Below are 15,074 nucleotides of genomic sequence, written 5' to 3' on the forward strand. Positions count from 1 at the left end.
GTTTTAACAAATCAAAAGGGGTTTTGATAACTGGCTCAAAGCTGAAAGCTTTACGGAACCCCCAGCCTAGCTGGGGGTTTTCTGTGCACAACAAAAAGCCCGACCAACGGGCCGGGCTTACGTAGAACTCAGCAGAATGAGTGATTCTGTTACTGCTTGGTCTGCGGGTCGGTATCGTACTCAGCACAGGTCTGGTAACCGGAATTGATCACGTGACCGGTGTCATCCAGTGCGACGAAGTAGGTTTGGGCTTTACCATCCCGTTGACCCAGGATATAGGTCTGGCAAGTACCGCGGGCGTGAACCATGGTAATTTCAGAAGACGGTTTACCCGCAATCTCAGCCACCTGCTGGCGGCTCATGCCTTTCTTAACGTCTTTCACCACTGGCTGAGTGAACTGGTCAGTGGTGCGGTCGTAGGCGGTACAACCCGCCAACATGGTCAGTACTGCTGCTGCACCTAAAATTCCCGCTACGTTCTTGTTCATATTCCGTCCTCTTTTTTATCAGTGTGTTATAAGCCTGGAATAAAGATTGCTATTTTTCAACCCGACGGCACAAATGGCATAACTTTCAGATTATTCTAGCAATAATGCGATATCCTGCTGAATCGCGGGATTTTGCCGCAGTCAAAACTGTGATCCTTGTCGTTTTCCCGGCAAAGAGGTAGCTTTAAGCACAGACACGACAACCATTTTTGGGAGGGGTAAATGGCTCTTCAACAAGAGATTATCGCGGCACTGGGCGCTAAGCCACAGGTCAACAGCGAAGAAGAAATTCGCCGCAGTGTGGATTTCCTGAAGGCATATCTGCGCACGTATCCATTCATTAAGTCTCTGGTGCTCGGCATCAGCGGCGGTCAGGATTCAACCCTGACCGGTAAACTGTGCCAGCTCGCCATTAGCGAACTGCGCGAAGAGACCGGCGACAGCAGCCTGACCTTTATCGCCGTTCGACTGCCGTTTGGCGTGCAGGCCGACGAGCAGGATTGCCAGGACGCGATTGCCTTTATCCAGCCCGACCGCGTGCTGACCGTCAACATCAAAGGCGCGGTGCTGGCAAGCGAGCAGGCGCTGCGGGAAGCCGGGATTGAACTGAGCGATTTTGTGCGCGGCAACGAAAAAGCCCGCGAGCGTATGAAAGCTCAGTACAGCATTGCAGGCATGACTAAGGGCGTGGTGGTCGGGACCGATCATGCGGCAGAAGCGATTACCGGGTTCTTCACCAAATACGGCGATGGCGGCACCGACATCAACCCGATTTTCCGTCTCAATAAGCGTCAGGGTAAACAGCTGTTAGCCACCCTCGGCTGCCCGGAGCATCTGTATAAGAAAGCCCCAACCGCCGATCTGGAAGACGACCGCCCTTCTCTGCCGGATGAAGCCGCGCTCGGCGTGAGCTATGACAACATCGACGATTACCTCGAAGGCAAGCCGGTCGAGGCCGGGATTGCCAACATCATCGAAGGCTGGTATCTGAAGACGGAGCACAAGCGCCGTCCGCCGATTACCGTTTTCGACGATTTCTGGAAACGCTAAGTCTGTGATTTTGCCGGGTAACCTCTGTTTACCCGGCGCCTTCCCCACCCGCCCGCGCGTTTTTTTGCTTTTTTCTTGCGCATTCCCGCTGCTATACTGTACGAATACACAGCATCAGGAGTGAGTGTGGCCCGGCGTCAATCCGCCCCGCGACTTGAATTTGAAGCGGCGGCAATCTACGAATATCCCGAACATCTGCGTCCCTCGCTGGAAGCGCTGCCTTCCGTGCCCGGCGTGTATGTTTTCCACGGTGAAAGTGAAACGCTGCCGCTGTATATCGGCAAAAGCGTGAACCTGCGCAGCCGGGTGCTCTCGCACCTGCGCACGCCGAATGAGGCCGCGATGTTACGGCAGTCCCGGCGCATCAGTTGGACACGTACCGGTGGGGAAGTCGGTGCCCTGTTGCTTGAAGCCAAAATGATTAAAGAGCAACAGCCGTTGTTCAATAAACGCCTGCGCCGCAATCGCCAGCTCTGTTCGTTATTGCTGAGCGGCACTCAACCGCAGGTGGTGTATGCCAAAGAGATTGATTTTGCCCACCAGCCGGGGCTGTATGGCCTGTTCGCCAATCGCCGGGCGGCGCTCCAGGCACTGCAAACCATCGCCGATGAGCATCAGCTGTGCTATGGCCTGTTAGGACTCGAAACGGTGACCCGCGGGCGGGGATGTTTCCGCTCAGCGCTGAAACGCTGCGCCGGGGCGTGCTGCGGGAAGGAAAGCATGGAGGCCCATCACCAGCGTTTGCTGGCCGCACTCGCCAGGCTGCAACTGATTTGCTGGCCGTGGCAAGGGGCTGTCGCCCTGAAAGAAAGCACTCATGACCTGACCGAATACCACATCATTCACAACTGGCTGTGGCTGGGGTCGGTCACCACGCTGAGCGCCGCCGATGAACTGCGCCGCCTGCCCGCCGGGTTCGATCACGACGGCTATAAAATCCTCTGCAAGCCGCTGTTAACCGGCCAGGCTGAGATTATCGACCTGGCCGACGGCCGTTAACGGCCACGCCGGGTTCCAGCTGATTGCGCTGTAGAGGATTTTCCCTTCATCTTTTAACAACCGAATGGTGTGCTGCTCATCCTGCCAGTACGCGCCCTGATCGGCGGTGAGCAGTTTATCGCCCAGTTGCCACGCGCCACTCAACACCAGCACCATGCCCCCACCCGCACCAAAGGTACTGAAGGTTCTGTCGGCAACCCGCACTTTGGCCTGGCAGCGTTCACGCCGGGTCATGATATTAAGATCCATCGACATCTGCCCCTCACCCAGCTCCGCCCGCACCGTTTGCTCCCCGGCAAAGCGGAACGGCTGATACGGCTTCAGGGTATGGTGAAAGGCGTTTCCACCGTCAAGCGTCACTTCGCACCCTTCCAGCAGGGTGATCACCCGGTCGACGCCGGGGAACGCGGAGAATTCGCCGTTGCCCGCAATCGAGGCGATGCTGGCGCGCCAGTGGAAATCACGGGTTGCAGGCGGAAAACAGCACAGCTCGCGGGTTTCGCCTGCACCATTTTTCCACAGACTGACCGGCATCGTGCGGATATCAAAGTATTCCATCATCACTCCTGAAGAACGACACAGGCTGCATCGGCGGCAGCCCTCGTTATTATCTTTTTTTCACCACAAAGGGATTATCGGCAGAAGGCGCGCAGAGCCTTAGCGGCTTTACGCCGTTATTGACGCACAGAGTCAGTAACGGACTGATATCCGGGAAAAAAGAGTCTACGGGTGAGGAAGAAGAATACCGGGAATGTGGCGACAGGCAAGAGGGCTGAAAAGAAAAACCGCCGGTCCTGCCCACTGCATTTATCAGCATGTGGGCAAGACCGGCGGTCTTTAAGTCAGGGTGCTAAATTACTCAGCAGATGACGGCATTGTACCTTCCGGCGCGTGACGTTCTGTCAGACGCTTCTCAAAATTGGCATTAAATTGCTTTTTCTGTTCCGGGGTCAGAATGTTGTAGATCTTGTTCTGGGTTTCCATACGGGAAACGGCCATATCTTTGTGCTGCGCTTCCATTTTGGTCACCATCTCTTCGGCTTTAGCTTTGTCGAAGGTGTCGCTCGCAATCAGGTTATGCATCGCACGGCGTTCGTCCACGGACGGACGCTGCATTTTGCCGCGCTGCTCTTTCATGATGCTGCGGATCTGCTGTTTCTGCGCATCGGTCAGGTTCAGGTCTTTGAACATCATGTCGTGATGCATACCTGGCTTGCCTTTATGGTGCATCATCGGTGCTGTTTCAGTGCTGGTCGCGGAGGTGGTGTCAGCGGCGTGAGCCAGGTTCGCCGCGCCCAGCGCCAGGGTAGAAGCAATAATCAGAGCAGAGGTCATCTTTTTCATAATACGTTCCTTACTTTCAGTTATTTTCTACGGCGCATTGCCGTGTTGACGTGATTAACTTTACGGGCTTTAACGTCAATTAGTCAGAGCAAGCGTAAAACAGTGAAAGTATAAAAACGACTTTTTAACCAATTGTGGAGGAAATAAGGAAAAAGTGTGGAGAGTTGCAAGAGGAAATAAATAACTAACTGTTCTGGAAGGGAATATGAAGAAGTCTAGCGCAAGTCTAATTAATTAAAAAGCATTTTATAGGAATACTCCGCAATTCCTTGTAATGCCACGTTTGGCATAACCGATAAAAAAAACAGCGGTGACAGATTTCACCGCCGCAATGGAAAAAAATTACCCTTCCCGAACCAGCATCAACCCCGCCCGCAGGCCGGGGGCGACGTTCGGGTTGGGGAATAACACATATTCAGTCTGATGTTTAACCACCCAGCGCGTGTCACCCTCTTGTGCCAGCAAGGTGCCTTCGCTGAACGGGGTGAAGTTCAGCGTTTCAGGGGACATATGCAGCTGGAAGCTGTCGTCGTGGCGGGTGATTTGCTGCGCCACGCGATAGGTCACCGGCAGCGGCGCAGAGGCCACTTCCCCGCCGAGCAGCTGCCCAAGCGCGTGTTGCACCGTGGCAAACTGGCTTAAATCGTTATCGCCAAACGGGAGCGCTTTACCCAGCTCCAGAGTGCAGGCATAGGTGCTAAAGCGCTCGGTGCTGTAATGGGTAAAGGTGCCGCCGGGGCTTTGATGGTACACCAGCGCTTCCAGCCCGGCCGCGCCAAGCCAGTGCAGGAACGCCTCGTCCCACGGTTCCTTACGCAGCGGCAGCACGCCAAAACGGACGTGATGCGAGCCGCGAATGGCGGTGTGCATATCGAGATGCCAGCGTAAGGTATCGGTGGGCAGCCAGAACTGTGACAGGGCATGTTCCAGCCGCGCCGCACGGGCGGTTTCCAGCGACGGGACAAACTCATGCCAGCGCCCGCCGAACATCCGGTTCATGTCGCTGTGCAGGTAGCGTTTGTTGTCCACCAGCGCCGGAGGATTCCCGAGCACCACCAGCAGCCGCCAGCTCAACGTCAACTCCCCGGCAAACAGGCCTTTTACTAGCCCGGCGAGGATTTCCACCGGGGCGGTTTCGTTGCCGTGAATTCCCGCCGACAGCACCAGCGCCTGGGTACAGGGTGCGAATGGGGTCAACTCCAGAATACCGCGATCGTGCCACTGCCAGTGAAAGTGTGCCGTTTCGCCGCGCGTGTGCGCCGGGTTTTCACCGGATAGCGTCAGGGCCAGAAAGTCCTCCATCGTGCCTCCTTTACTGCTGGAACGGATAAACCGAGCCAAGGCCCAGAATTTGCGTCAGCTGATCCAGGGCTTCACGCCCTTCGCGCAACAGCTGCGGATCGGCGAGGTCGGCCTGGGTCAGACGGTCCCGGTAGTAGCAGTCTACCCAAGTATTGAGCGTATCAAACAGGGTGTCGTTCATCAGCACCTTCGGATTCACCGCCTGAATCTCCGCCTCGGTCAGCACCACGCGCAGACGTAAACACGCCGGGCCGCCGCCGTTGGCCATGCTTTCCCGCAGGTCAAACACCTTCAGCTCATTGATAGGATTATCCTGCGCCAGCACGTCGGTCAGATACGACCACACGCCCGCGTGCTCCTGCGACTCTTTCGGCAATACCAGCATCATGCTGCCGTCTGGCTTGCTCAGCAGCTGGCTGTTAAACAGATAGGTCGCCACCGCATCGTTAACCGATACCCGAGCTGTCGGCACTTCGACCGGGGTAAAGCCCGGGACGCGTTCCCGCAGCTGGGCCAGCAGTTCAGGCTGATTTAAAAATGCCTGCTGATGGCAGAACAGCACCTGCCGGTTGCTGACCGCGATCACGTCATTGTGGAACACACCCTGGTCAATCACCCCCGGGTTCTGCTGGGCGAAAATAACCTGCTGCGGATTGACCTGATTCAGCCGGGCCACCGCCTGGCTGGCCTCTAACGTCTGACGCGCCGGATAGCGCTGGGGCTGATGATGCCCGCCCTCTTCCCGGCCATAGACGAACATTTGCAGCCCCGGCTGATGGTACTCCCCGCCGAGACGGTTATGGTTCGCCGCCCCTTCGTCGCCAAACATCGCCACCTGCGGCAGCGCGCCGTGTACCGCAAACGCCTGCTCATTATTGAAAATCGCCCGCAGCACCGCCTCGGTGGTCGGCGCTTCGCTGGCGCGGTGGAATTTATTATTAAGGTTGGCGACGGTGAGATGCACTTTGCCATCCAGCGCATCAGCCGATGGGCAAACGGTGGCGGCATTCGCCACCCACATTGACGAGGCCGAGCTCACCGCCGACAACAACTGTGGTGCCTGGGTGGCGGCTTTCTCTACTACCTGTTCGTCGCTGCCGGTGAAACCCAGCTGACGCAACAGCGGCACATTCGGGCGTTCCTGCGGGGGCAGAACGGCTTGCTTAAAGCCGAGATCGGCCAGCGCTTTCATCTTCAGCAGGCCCTGCTTAGCCGCCAGCTGCGGGTTGGAAACGCGAAAACGGTGTTTGGTCGAGGCCTCATTGCCGAACGACAGCCCGGCATAGTGATGCGTCAGCCCCGGCAGCCCGTCAAAGTTCACTTCCCAGGCTTTCATGATTTCACCTCAGCGGAAAAATCGAGGCCCGGGTTGAGTGTGCCCGGCAGGCTGAGCGCCGGAGACTCGAGGCTCGCCATCGGCCAGGCGCAATAATCTGCGGCATACCACGCCCCAGGACGATGATTCCCCGATGCGCCCACGCCACCAAACGGGGCGGTACTCGCCGCGCCGGTCAACGGTTTGTTCCAGTTGACGATCCCGGCGCGAGCTTCCAGCAACAGCTGGTCGAATTTCTCACGCTCGGCGGAAATCAGCCCGCACGACAGGCCATACCGGGTGTTATTGGCCAACGCAATCGCCTCATCAAAAGTGTCGTAGCGCCAGACGCCCAACAGCGGGCCAAACACTTCTTCATCGGCCACATTCTGCACGTGGGTCATGTCGACGATGCCCGGCGTGACCAGCGAGGTGCCGGCTTCCAGCAAACGCGGCTCGAGCAGCGTGACGCCGCCGTTAGCCACATGTTGCTCCCAGGCGGTGCGCACATTCTGCGCCGCCTGTTCGGAGATCAGGCCGCCGATAAACGGCTGCGGCTCGGCGTTCCAGCTGCCGGGTATAATGCGCCCGGTGACCTCGACCAGCCGTTTGAGGAACGCATCCCCGGCGGCTCCGCGCTTCACCAGCAGACGACGCGCGCAGGTGCAGCGCTGTCCGGCGGTGATAAACGCCGACTGCACCGCGACGTGAACGGCGGCATCCAGGTCCTGCGGCTCATCGACAATCAGCGGGTTATTGCCGCCCATTTCCAGAGCAAGGATTTTCTGCGGCTGCCCGGCCAACTGGCGATGCAGGGTAAACCCGGTATTCGAGCTGCCGGTAAACAGCAGCCCGTCGAGATCCGCCTGCCCGCTTAAGGCTTCCCCGACCGCGCGTCCGCCCTGGATCAGGTTCAGTACGCCCGGCGGTAAACCCGCCTGTTCCCACAGTTTAACCACCGCTTCACCGCTCATCGGCGTGAGTTCGCTCGGCTTGAACACCACGGTATTCCCGGCCAGCAGCGCAGGCACGATATGCCCGTTCGGCAAGTGCCCCGGGAAGTTATACGGGCCAAACACCGCCAGCACGCCGTGCGGACGATGGCGTAAGGTCGCCGCCCCGTCAGGCATCGGAGTTTCCTGCTCGCCGGTGCGGCTGTGATAGCCCTTCACCGAAATAGCAATTTTGTTGATCATCGCCCCGATTTCGGTGGCCGCTTCCCAGCGCGGTTTGCCGGTTTCGCGGGCGATCACCTCGGTCAGCGCTTCTTTATGGCTTTCCAGCAACCCGGCAAATTTTTCTGCAATCTGCTGGCGGGCGCTGAACGGCTGTTTTGCCCAACCGGGGAACGCGGCGCGGGCGGCTTTCACTGCGTCTGCCACCTGCCCTGCGTCGGCATCGTTACCGCTCCACACCGCTTCGTGGGTGACCGGATTGTTTTTGCTGCGTGCCTCTGCGCGCCCGGTGACCCAGTCACCGCCTATCCATAAACTCATGCTTTTTTCTCCTCAGGGCAAAGACGAACCAGCCGCACGCGGTCACCCGCATGGCATTTCAGGGCATCGAGCTGTTGTGCGCTCAGTAACAGTTTGTCGGTGTGTAGATCGGCCTGAACCAGCATGGCGCGATACTGATGATATTGTTCATTGGCCACCAGACAGGTCGGCAGCTCGCCCGGCGCAGGCTGGCCTTCGCCCACTTCCACCAGACGACTTTTACGAATGGCACGCACCCGGTCGATATCGCATTCCAGGGTCGGGCCGCCGTCGAAAATATCGACATAGTTGCGATAGCGGAACCCTTCTTTTTCCAGCACCGCCCGGGCAGGCGCGGTTTGCGGATGGACTTCCCCGATCACCGCCCGTGCTTCCGGGGAGAGGAAATCGGTATAAATCGGATGCTTAGGCATCAGCTCGGCGATAAACGCTTTTTGCCCGGTGCCGCACAGGTAATCCGCGCGGGCAAACGGCATCGAGAAGAAGCGCTGCCCAAGGCTTTCCCAGAACGGGGAATAGCCGTGCTCATCAATCACCCCGCGCATTTCTGCCACCACTTTGTCGTTAAAACGATCGCGGAAGGCAGCCATAAACAGGAAACGGGATTTCGACAACAGATAGCCGTTGCCCTCTTTGCGCCATTCCGGGTCGAGGAACAGGGTACACAGCTCGCTGCTGCCAGTGTGGTCGTTACTCAGAAACAGCGTCGGCAGCGCGTTGTACACGTTCAGCTCTTTCGAGGCATGAACCTGAGTGCCGACGCGGTAGTTGTACCAGGAGTCGTGCAGCCCGACGGCGACTTCAATCGCGCAAATCCCCGCCACGGTGCCGCTGGCGGTATCTTCCAGCACAAAAACGTAGCCCTGATCGCCTTTCTCGAGGCTGCCTTCCCAGGTATTGATCGACCGTTCAATACGCGCCGAGAGCGTGTTCTCATCAGCCGGGAGCGAGGTGAGCCCCCCGCCGGTTTTCCCTGCGAGTGCCAGCAGGCCGGACAAATCCTCGCGTCCGACCGGGCGGATAACCATCATGATGACACCTCAGACACAAAGCGTTCGCAGGCTTTCTCGAAGCGATCCAACCCGGTATTGACCTCTTCTTCGCTGATCACCAGCGCAGGCGCGAAGCGCACCACGTTGGCCCCGGCAATCAGCACCATCAGGCCGTTTTCGGCAGCCAGCTGGCTAATCTGTTTCGCTTTCCCGGCATACCCGGCTTTCAGCACGCAGCCGATCAGCAGGCCCATACCGCGCACCTCGTCGAACAAACCGAACCTGGCGTTGATGGCGGTCAGCCGTTCGGTGAACCACTGGTTGCGTTGTTTGACGCCGTTCAGCACGTCATGAGTGTTAATCATCGACAGCACCACGCCCGCCACCGCGCAGGCCAGCGGGTTCCCGCCGTAGGTGGTGCCGTGGGTGCCTACGGTCATCACGCTGGCAAATTCATCACGCGTTAACAGGGCGCCAATCGGGAAGCCGCCGCCCAGCGCTTTGGCAGTGGACAGCACGTCCGGGGTCACGCCGTAGTGCATATACGCATACAGCTCCCCGGTGCGGCCCACGCCGGTCTGCACTTCGTCAAAAATCAGCAGCGCATTATGCTGGTCACACAGGTCACGCAATTCCTTCAGGAACGCCGGAGTCGCAGGTACCACCCCGCCTTCGCCCTGAATCGGCTCAACGATCACCGCGCAGGTATCATCATTGATAAGCTGACGGGCAGAGTCGATATCGTTGTAGATAGCGTGCTGGATTTGCGGCGGCAGCGGCGCAAAATCCTGAGAATATGACGGCTGGCCCCCGGCGCTGACGGTAAACAGCGTCCGGCCATGGAAGGCGTTTTTGAACGCCACAATCCCGCTTTTATGTGCGCCGAACTTATCGTGGGCGTATTTACGCGCCAGTTTGAGTGCCGCTTCGTTGGCTTCCGCCCCGGAGTTACAGAAAAATATTTTGTCGGCAAAGGTGGCATCAATCAGCTGTTTCGCCAGCTTGAGCACCGGTTCGTTACTGTAGCCGTTGCCGGTATGCCAGAATTTCCCCGCCTGCTCGGTCAGCGCCGCGATCATCGCCGGGTGCGCATGACCCAGGGCGTTCACCGCAATGCCGCCTGCAAAATCAATGTACTCTTTGCCCTGCTGATCCCACAGGCGAGAACCTTCCCCACGTACCGGAATAAAAGGCGCCGGGGCGTAAACCGGCATCATCCAATCGTCAAAATTTCCACGCGTAACTGACTGAGTCATAGCAACCTCTTCTTCCGGTAAACATAACGTTATTGTGATGTTAATAAATATGAGTGTTTGTGCTGTAAATGTATATTGCACGCATCGTGCCAGCCAGCGACAAAACTGCATAAACGGAAGTGCTCAACTCAATATCAATAACTTACAACCGAACGCTATTCATACAAACTGCATACAAAGTGAATAAATTTGCATTTAACGCCATTAGCAACGCTAATATCAGCAACATTATGCATTAGTAAAACTTAATTCAGGATTTGTGATCGCCTGCGATATTTGTCGGCATTTTGTGCGCCAAAACGGAGCGGAATGCGCCAAAAAGGGGCGTCTGTTCCGACATTTGTCTGCATTGATACCCTGCACTACGCTCAATCAATCTGTGCTATTCGATAATTCAGGGTGAGGTCTAGCGTGAAGGCAGTGGATTCAGTATTGATTGGGGCGGGTCAGGCCGCGCCCTCTTTAGCGGTCTCATTGGCGGCGAGCGGTCAGCAGGTGGTGCTTATCGAGGGCAATCTTTACGGCGGCACCTGCGTGAATGTCGGCTGTACGCCAACCAAAACGCTGCGCAAATCGGCGCGGGTCGCCCATCTGGCGCGACGCGCGGCGGAGTTTGGCGTAATGACCGGCCCGATCAGCGTCGATTTCCCGGCGGCTATCCAGCGGATGCGCGACAAGGTTGAGGCCTCGCGCCACGGACTGGTGCAGTGGTTAGAGGGCACGGAGAACCTGGAGCTGATCCACGGCTGGGGCCGTTTTGAAGGACGCGATGGCGAACGGTTTTTGATTAGCGTTAACGGTGAAATGTTGTCTGCGGCCCATGTCTATCTGAACACCGGCACCCGCGCCCTGACGCCTGACCTGCCCGGCCTCGACAGCGTGCCGCATCTGGATAACGCCAGTTTGTTAGCGCTCAATGAATGCCCGGAACATTTGCTGATAGTTGGGGCCAGCTATATTGGCCTGGAGCTGGGGCAAATCTACCGTCGTCTGGGGGCCAGAGTGTCGATCATTCATCGCGCGGGAAGGATTGCCGAGCGCGAAGACGACGACATCAGCGCGCAGATCGCCGAGTTTCTGCGGGCCGAAGGGGTTGAGTTTATTCTTAATAGCAGCGTCACCCGCCTCACCCCTCACGCCGACGGCGTCAGCGCCGAGTTAAGCGACGGCAGCACCCTCATCGGGAGCCACATTCTGTTTGCCACCGGACGGATACCGAACGTCGAACGGCTGAACCTTGCCGCCGTGGGCGTGGATACCGACAAGCGCGGCTTTATCCGCACCGATGCCCATTTCAATACCAACGTGTCGGGCATTAAAGCGCTGGGCGACATCAACGGACGCGGGGCGTTTACCCACACCAGCTATCACGACTATCAAATCGCGTGGGCGGAACTCGACGGCCAGCAGCCTGACGGGCAATGGCACGATGCCGATCGGCGGGTGCTGAGCTACGCGATGTTTACCGATCCGCCGCTCGGCAGAGTCGGCATCACCCTCGCCCAGGCCCGGGAACGGGTTCAACAAGGCCAGTCGATTCTGGTGGCGGAAATCCGCATGGCCGACGTCAGCCGGGCGAAAGAAGAGAGCGAGACCGATGGCATGCTGCGCCTGATTGTCGATGCGCAAAGCGAGCGCTTCCTCGGCGCGACGATCCTCGGTATCGGCGGGGATGAAATCATCGCGGTTATCTCCAACTACATGGCTACCGGAGCCAGCTACCGGCTGATGATGCAGGCGCTGCCGGTGCACCCTACCGTCGCAGAGTTTTTCCCGACGGTGTTGGCAAGGCTTAGAGCTGTGGGCTAGAAACAAGGCGGAGGCCGATTATTTCGGCCTCAGTGTGTGGGGCATTGTCAGAACCTGTATCCCTGGACGAAACTGGCCTGACCCATTTCCATCAAAATTTAGGCTCGGCAGGCTGTTTTTTCTGTTGGTATAACGACGGGTTTGTGCCAGAAGCGGACGTTGTTAAGTCTGAAGTGGTCAACAAAAACTGACCACAAAATTAGGGTTAGAAGCGTATGCTTTCTTCAACAAAACCGTCGGGATTATCTCATGAACATATACCGCCGACAGAGCTTCATTTCCTGAACCCAGTGGATATAATTCCTGAACAAAAAACGCCGCCTTAATGGCGGCCTAAAATAACTGAACACATTTAATATTTGTCTGAATAAATAACAAAATGACACCAGACTTTACCATTGAGAAAAGGGTGTGTCACCTGCAATTTTATCGGGGATTATGGTGATATGTTTGCTGATAATTAAAAACACTGTCCGTAAGCTGTAATCATAATTTACAGCCAGCTTCCGTTTTCCAAAAATCAAGTTGATGATACGCAGTGCGATTACCCCCCCCCCGGAGGTGCAATGCCAGAAAGCACCTCCATCAAATCGCGTACTTAACCTTTTAACTGGGGAATGTTCGCGCTATACACACTGTCTTTTCTTTATTCAGAAATCACCGTTATATTAAATGAAATTAAATTCTACATTACCCAACATTAAATACCGCTACGCCGCGCGCATCTTACATTAACTACGGAAATTTGATTTTTTTGATATTTGTTTTTTACTTTGAAGGTATTTCAGCAAGAGGGTTCCAGAACTATAGTATCAATGTAAAAATGATGTTTCATCATGAAATTCCCAAATTAGTATCAGAACTAAATTGGTTTCTGACGCTGAACACTCAATGATATAGCTATGGAGAACTGGACACGATGTCTGATTCAACAGAAAAACAAAATGACCTAATGCTGGCTGCGACTGACGCGGATTACACCTCACTGATTACTATTGACAGCGTTTTTGATAATACCGGTCAGCACCAGGGCCGGGTAGCTCAATATGGCGAGACAGATGACCTGCTGCCAACGCTGACGGGGTTTGTCCCATATGACACCAGTGGCGCGCTGATCCTTCGTATCTACCTCAACAGCGTGCCCATCGGTACAGCTCATGTAGAGGCTGACGGGTCATGGACTTATACCGCAGAGACCCCACTGAAGGCAGACACCCTTAATTATTTCACCGCCGTCCTGCTTGATCCAGGTGACAACTCGCAACTGCGCTTCTCCGACCCTTACTACATCAACACCACCGCCCCTGACCAGGACATCGTGACCCCGGATGTACCGGAAACGCCGGTAATCGACAGCGTGGTGGATAATGTCAGAGGTTACCACGGCTTCACCGGTGCCCTGCACGACGGTGATGTCACCAATGATGCAACGCCAACCCTGTCCGGGCACGCTACCGCAGGCACGCTGGTGAATATCTATGACAACCACGCCCTGATTGGCTCCGTCACCGCGAACGCAGACGGATCGTGGACACTGACCTTGCCTGAACTGGCTGATGGCACGCATAACCTGACCGCCACCACCGCTGTAGCGGGTGCGGAAAGTGACGCGACGGCAGATTTCACCGTCACCGTAGATACCGTTATCAGCAAGCCAATTCTGGATTATATCGACGATGCCCAGGGCACCCAACAGGGGACCGTGGCCGATGGCGGCCTGACCGATGACAGCCAGCCGGTCCTGCATGGTCATGCGGAAGCCAACAGCCGCGTGGATATCCACGTCTTTGGTCCGAACGGGAAAGAGCTGTATTACAAGAGCGTGACCGCAGATGAGGACGGCAACTGGACCTACCAGACTAAACCGTTCACTACCCAGGGCACCTACTCGTTCGGTATCAGCGGTGTGGACCAGGCGGGTAATGCCTGGGCGGGTTACGGCGACAAATATAGCATTGAGTTTGTAGGCAGCAACCAGGATGTCGTTGCACCGGATGCGCCGGTTATCGACAGCGTGACGGATAATGTCGCGGGCTACCACGGCTTCACCGGCACCCTGCACAACGGCGATGCCACCAATGATGCGACGCCAACCCTGTCCGGGCACGCCACCGCCGGCACGCTGGTGAATATCTATGACAACCACGCCCTGATTGCCTCTGTCACCGCGAACGCAGACGGCTCATGGACACAGACCTTGCCAGAACTGGCTGACGGTAAGCACAACCTGACGGCTACCGCCGCTGTGGCGGGCGTGGAAAGTGCCCCGACGGCAGATTTCAACGTCACCGTAGATACCGTTATCAGCAAGCCAGTGCTGGACTATATCGACGATGCCCAGGGCACCCAACAGGGCACCGTGGCCGATGGCGGCCTGACCGATGACAGCCAGCCGGTCCTGCATGGTCATGCGGAAGCCAACAGCCGCGTGGATATCCACGTCTTTGGTCCGAACGGGAAAGAGCTGTATTACGATTCTGTGACCGCGAATGCGGACGGCAGCTGGACCTACCAGCCTAAACCGTTCACTACCCAGGGCACCTACTCGTTCGGTATCAGCGGTGTGGACCAGGTGGGTAATGCCTGGTACGACTACGGCGACAAATACAGCGTGAAGTTTGTGGGTGAGAACCAGGATGACACCACGCCACCGGATGCCCCGACCATCACTAATGCCACGGATAACGTCGGGCCTGTAACAGGCAGCGAAGTCCACAACAACGGCGTTACGGATGACTCGACCCCGGAACTGCATGGTCATGCGGAAGCGGGCAGCCTCGTGAAGGTGTACGAAGGCACCACCCTGCTGGGCTCAATCAACGCGGACAGCAACGGTAACTGGAGCATCACGATGCCGGTGCGTACCGATGGCAGCCACACCTTCACGGCCACCGCCACCGACGCGGCCGGGAACATCAGCGGGTATTCCGGGAACTTTGTTGTTACCGTTGATACCCATACGGCAATGACCATCACGGGTCTGCAGGATGACACCGGCACGGTAACCGGCCTGGTCGCTGACG

12 protein-coding genes are annotated in these 15,074 nt (G+C 56.9%); 4 read left to right on the forward strand and 8 right to left on the reverse strand.

The genetic code is table 11. The features are described from left to right. Positions 1-149: 149 nt before the first annotated feature. Entirely contained in the window at positions 150-488 is a 339-nt protein-coding gene (osmE, locus tag ACG0Z5_RS23105) for an osmotically-inducible lipoprotein OsmE (protein ID WP_394451414.1), read from the reverse strand. Between the two features lie 222 nt (positions 489-710). Here osmE and nadE point away from each other — a divergent pair, with 222 nt between their 5' ends. After that, entirely contained in the window at positions 711-1,538 is an 828-nt protein-coding gene (nadE, locus tag ACG0Z5_RS23110) for an ammonia-dependent NAD(+) synthetase (protein ID WP_394451416.1), read from the forward strand. Positions 1,539-1,664: 126 nt separating this feature from the next. Further along, entirely contained in the window at positions 1,665-2,537 is an 873-nt protein-coding gene (gene cho / locus ACG0Z5_RS23115) for an excinuclease Cho (protein ID WP_394451418.1), read from the forward strand. Here the strand turns inward: cho and ves are convergent. From ves to ACG0Z5_RS23150, 7 genes are all read right to left on the reverse strand, one after another. Continuing rightward, the gene (gene ves, locus ACG0Z5_RS23120; protein WP_394451420.1) at positions 2,493-3,095 is read right to left on the reverse strand and encodes an environmental stress-induced protein Ves; all 603 of its coding nucleotides are present in this window, start codon (positions 3,093-3,095) and stop codon (positions 2,493-2,495) included. The genes cho and ves overlap by 45 nt on opposite strands. A gap of 297 nt (positions 3,096-3,392) precedes the next feature. Continuing rightward, positions 3,393-3,884, reverse strand: coding sequence for an ATP-independent periplasmic protein-refolding chaperone Spy (gene spy, locus ACG0Z5_RS23125; protein WP_319630574.1), 492 nt, complete (start codon positions 3,882-3,884; stop codon positions 3,393-3,395). Positions 3,885-4,223: 339 nt separating this feature from the next. Then, the gene (gene astE / locus ACG0Z5_RS23130; RefSeq protein WP_394451422.1) at positions 4,224-5,183 is read right to left on the reverse strand and encodes a succinylglutamate desuccinylase; all 960 of its coding nucleotides are present in this window, start codon (positions 5,181-5,183) and stop codon (positions 4,224-4,226) included. A gap of 10 nt (positions 5,184-5,193) precedes the next feature. Further along, on the reverse strand, positions 5,194-6,519 hold the full coding sequence (astB, locus tag ACG0Z5_RS23135) for an N-succinylarginine dihydrolase (RefSeq protein WP_394451423.1): 1,326 nt from the start codon (positions 6,517-6,519) through the stop codon (positions 5,194-5,196). Further along, positions 6,516-7,994 (reverse strand): succinylglutamate-semialdehyde dehydrogenase, encoded by a 1,479-nt coding sequence (gene astD, locus ACG0Z5_RS23140; protein WP_394451425.1) that lies wholly within the window; start codon positions 7,992-7,994, stop codon positions 6,516-6,518. The genes astB and astD overlap by 4 nt, the downstream gene beginning before the upstream one ends. Further along, complete coding sequence (astA, locus tag ACG0Z5_RS23145) at positions 7,991-9,025, reverse strand: arginine N-succinyltransferase (RefSeq protein WP_394451427.1); 1,035 nt, start codon at positions 9,023-9,025, stop codon at positions 7,991-7,993. Before astA ends, astD begins: the two co-directional genes overlap by 4 nt. Further along, positions 9,022-10,242 (reverse strand): aspartate aminotransferase family protein, encoded by a 1,221-nt coding sequence (locus ACG0Z5_RS23150; RefSeq protein ID WP_319786915.1) that lies wholly within the window; start codon positions 10,240-10,242, stop codon positions 9,022-9,024. Before ACG0Z5_RS23150 ends, astA begins: the two co-directional genes overlap by 4 nt. A 411-nt stretch (positions 10,243-10,653) precedes the next feature. Between ACG0Z5_RS23150 and ACG0Z5_RS23155 the strand changes: the two genes are divergently transcribed. Continuing rightward, positions 10,654-12,051, forward strand: a complete 1,398-nt coding sequence (locus ACG0Z5_RS23155) for a mercuric reductase (protein WP_394451429.1) — start codon at positions 10,654-10,656, stop codon at positions 12,049-12,051. Positions 12,052-12,970: 919 nt separating this feature from the next. Continuing rightward, on the forward strand, positions 12,971-15,074 hold a 2,104-nt coding region (locus tag ACG0Z5_RS23160; RefSeq protein WP_394451430.1), incomplete at its 3' end, for an Ig-like domain-containing protein.

This window comes from Scandinavium sp. M-37 (assembly GCF_043558715.1).
Lineage (GTDB): Bacteria > Pseudomonadota > Gammaproteobacteria > Enterobacterales > Enterobacteriaceae > Scandinavium > Scandinavium vulneris_A.

What these genes read in the sequence shown, in the direction of transcription:
- nadE (WP_394451416.1), top strand. Translation starts at nt 711, where the DNA reads ATGGCTCTTCAACAAGAGATTATCGCGGCACTGGGCGCTAAGCCACAG.
- ves (WP_394451420.1), bottom strand. Translation starts at nt 3,095, where the DNA reads ATGGAATACTTTGATATCCGCACGATGCCGGTCAGTCTGTGGAAAAAT.
- astD (WP_394451425.1), bottom strand. Translation starts at nt 7,994, where the DNA reads ATGAGTTTATGGATAGGCGGTGACTGGGTCACCGGGCGCGCAGAGGCA.
- astA (WP_394451427.1), bottom strand. Translation starts at nt 9,025, where the DNA reads ATGATGGTTATCCGCCCGGTCGGACGCGAGGATTTGTCCGGCCTGCTG.
- astE (WP_394451422.1), bottom strand. Translation starts at nt 5,183, where the DNA reads ATGGAGGACTTTCTGGCCCTGACGCTATCCGGTGAAAACCCGGCGCAC.
- ACG0Z5_RS23150 (WP_319786915.1), bottom strand. Translation starts at nt 10,242, where the DNA reads ATGACTCAGTCAGTTACGCGTGGAAATTTTGACGATTGGATGATGCCG.
- astB (WP_394451423.1), bottom strand. Translation starts at nt 6,519, where the DNA reads ATGAAAGCCTGGGAAGTGAACTTTGACGGGCTGCCGGGGCTGACGCAT.
- osmE (WP_394451414.1), bottom strand. Translation starts at nt 488, where the DNA reads ATGAACAAGAACGTAGCGGGAATTTTAGGTGCAGCAGCAGTACTGACC.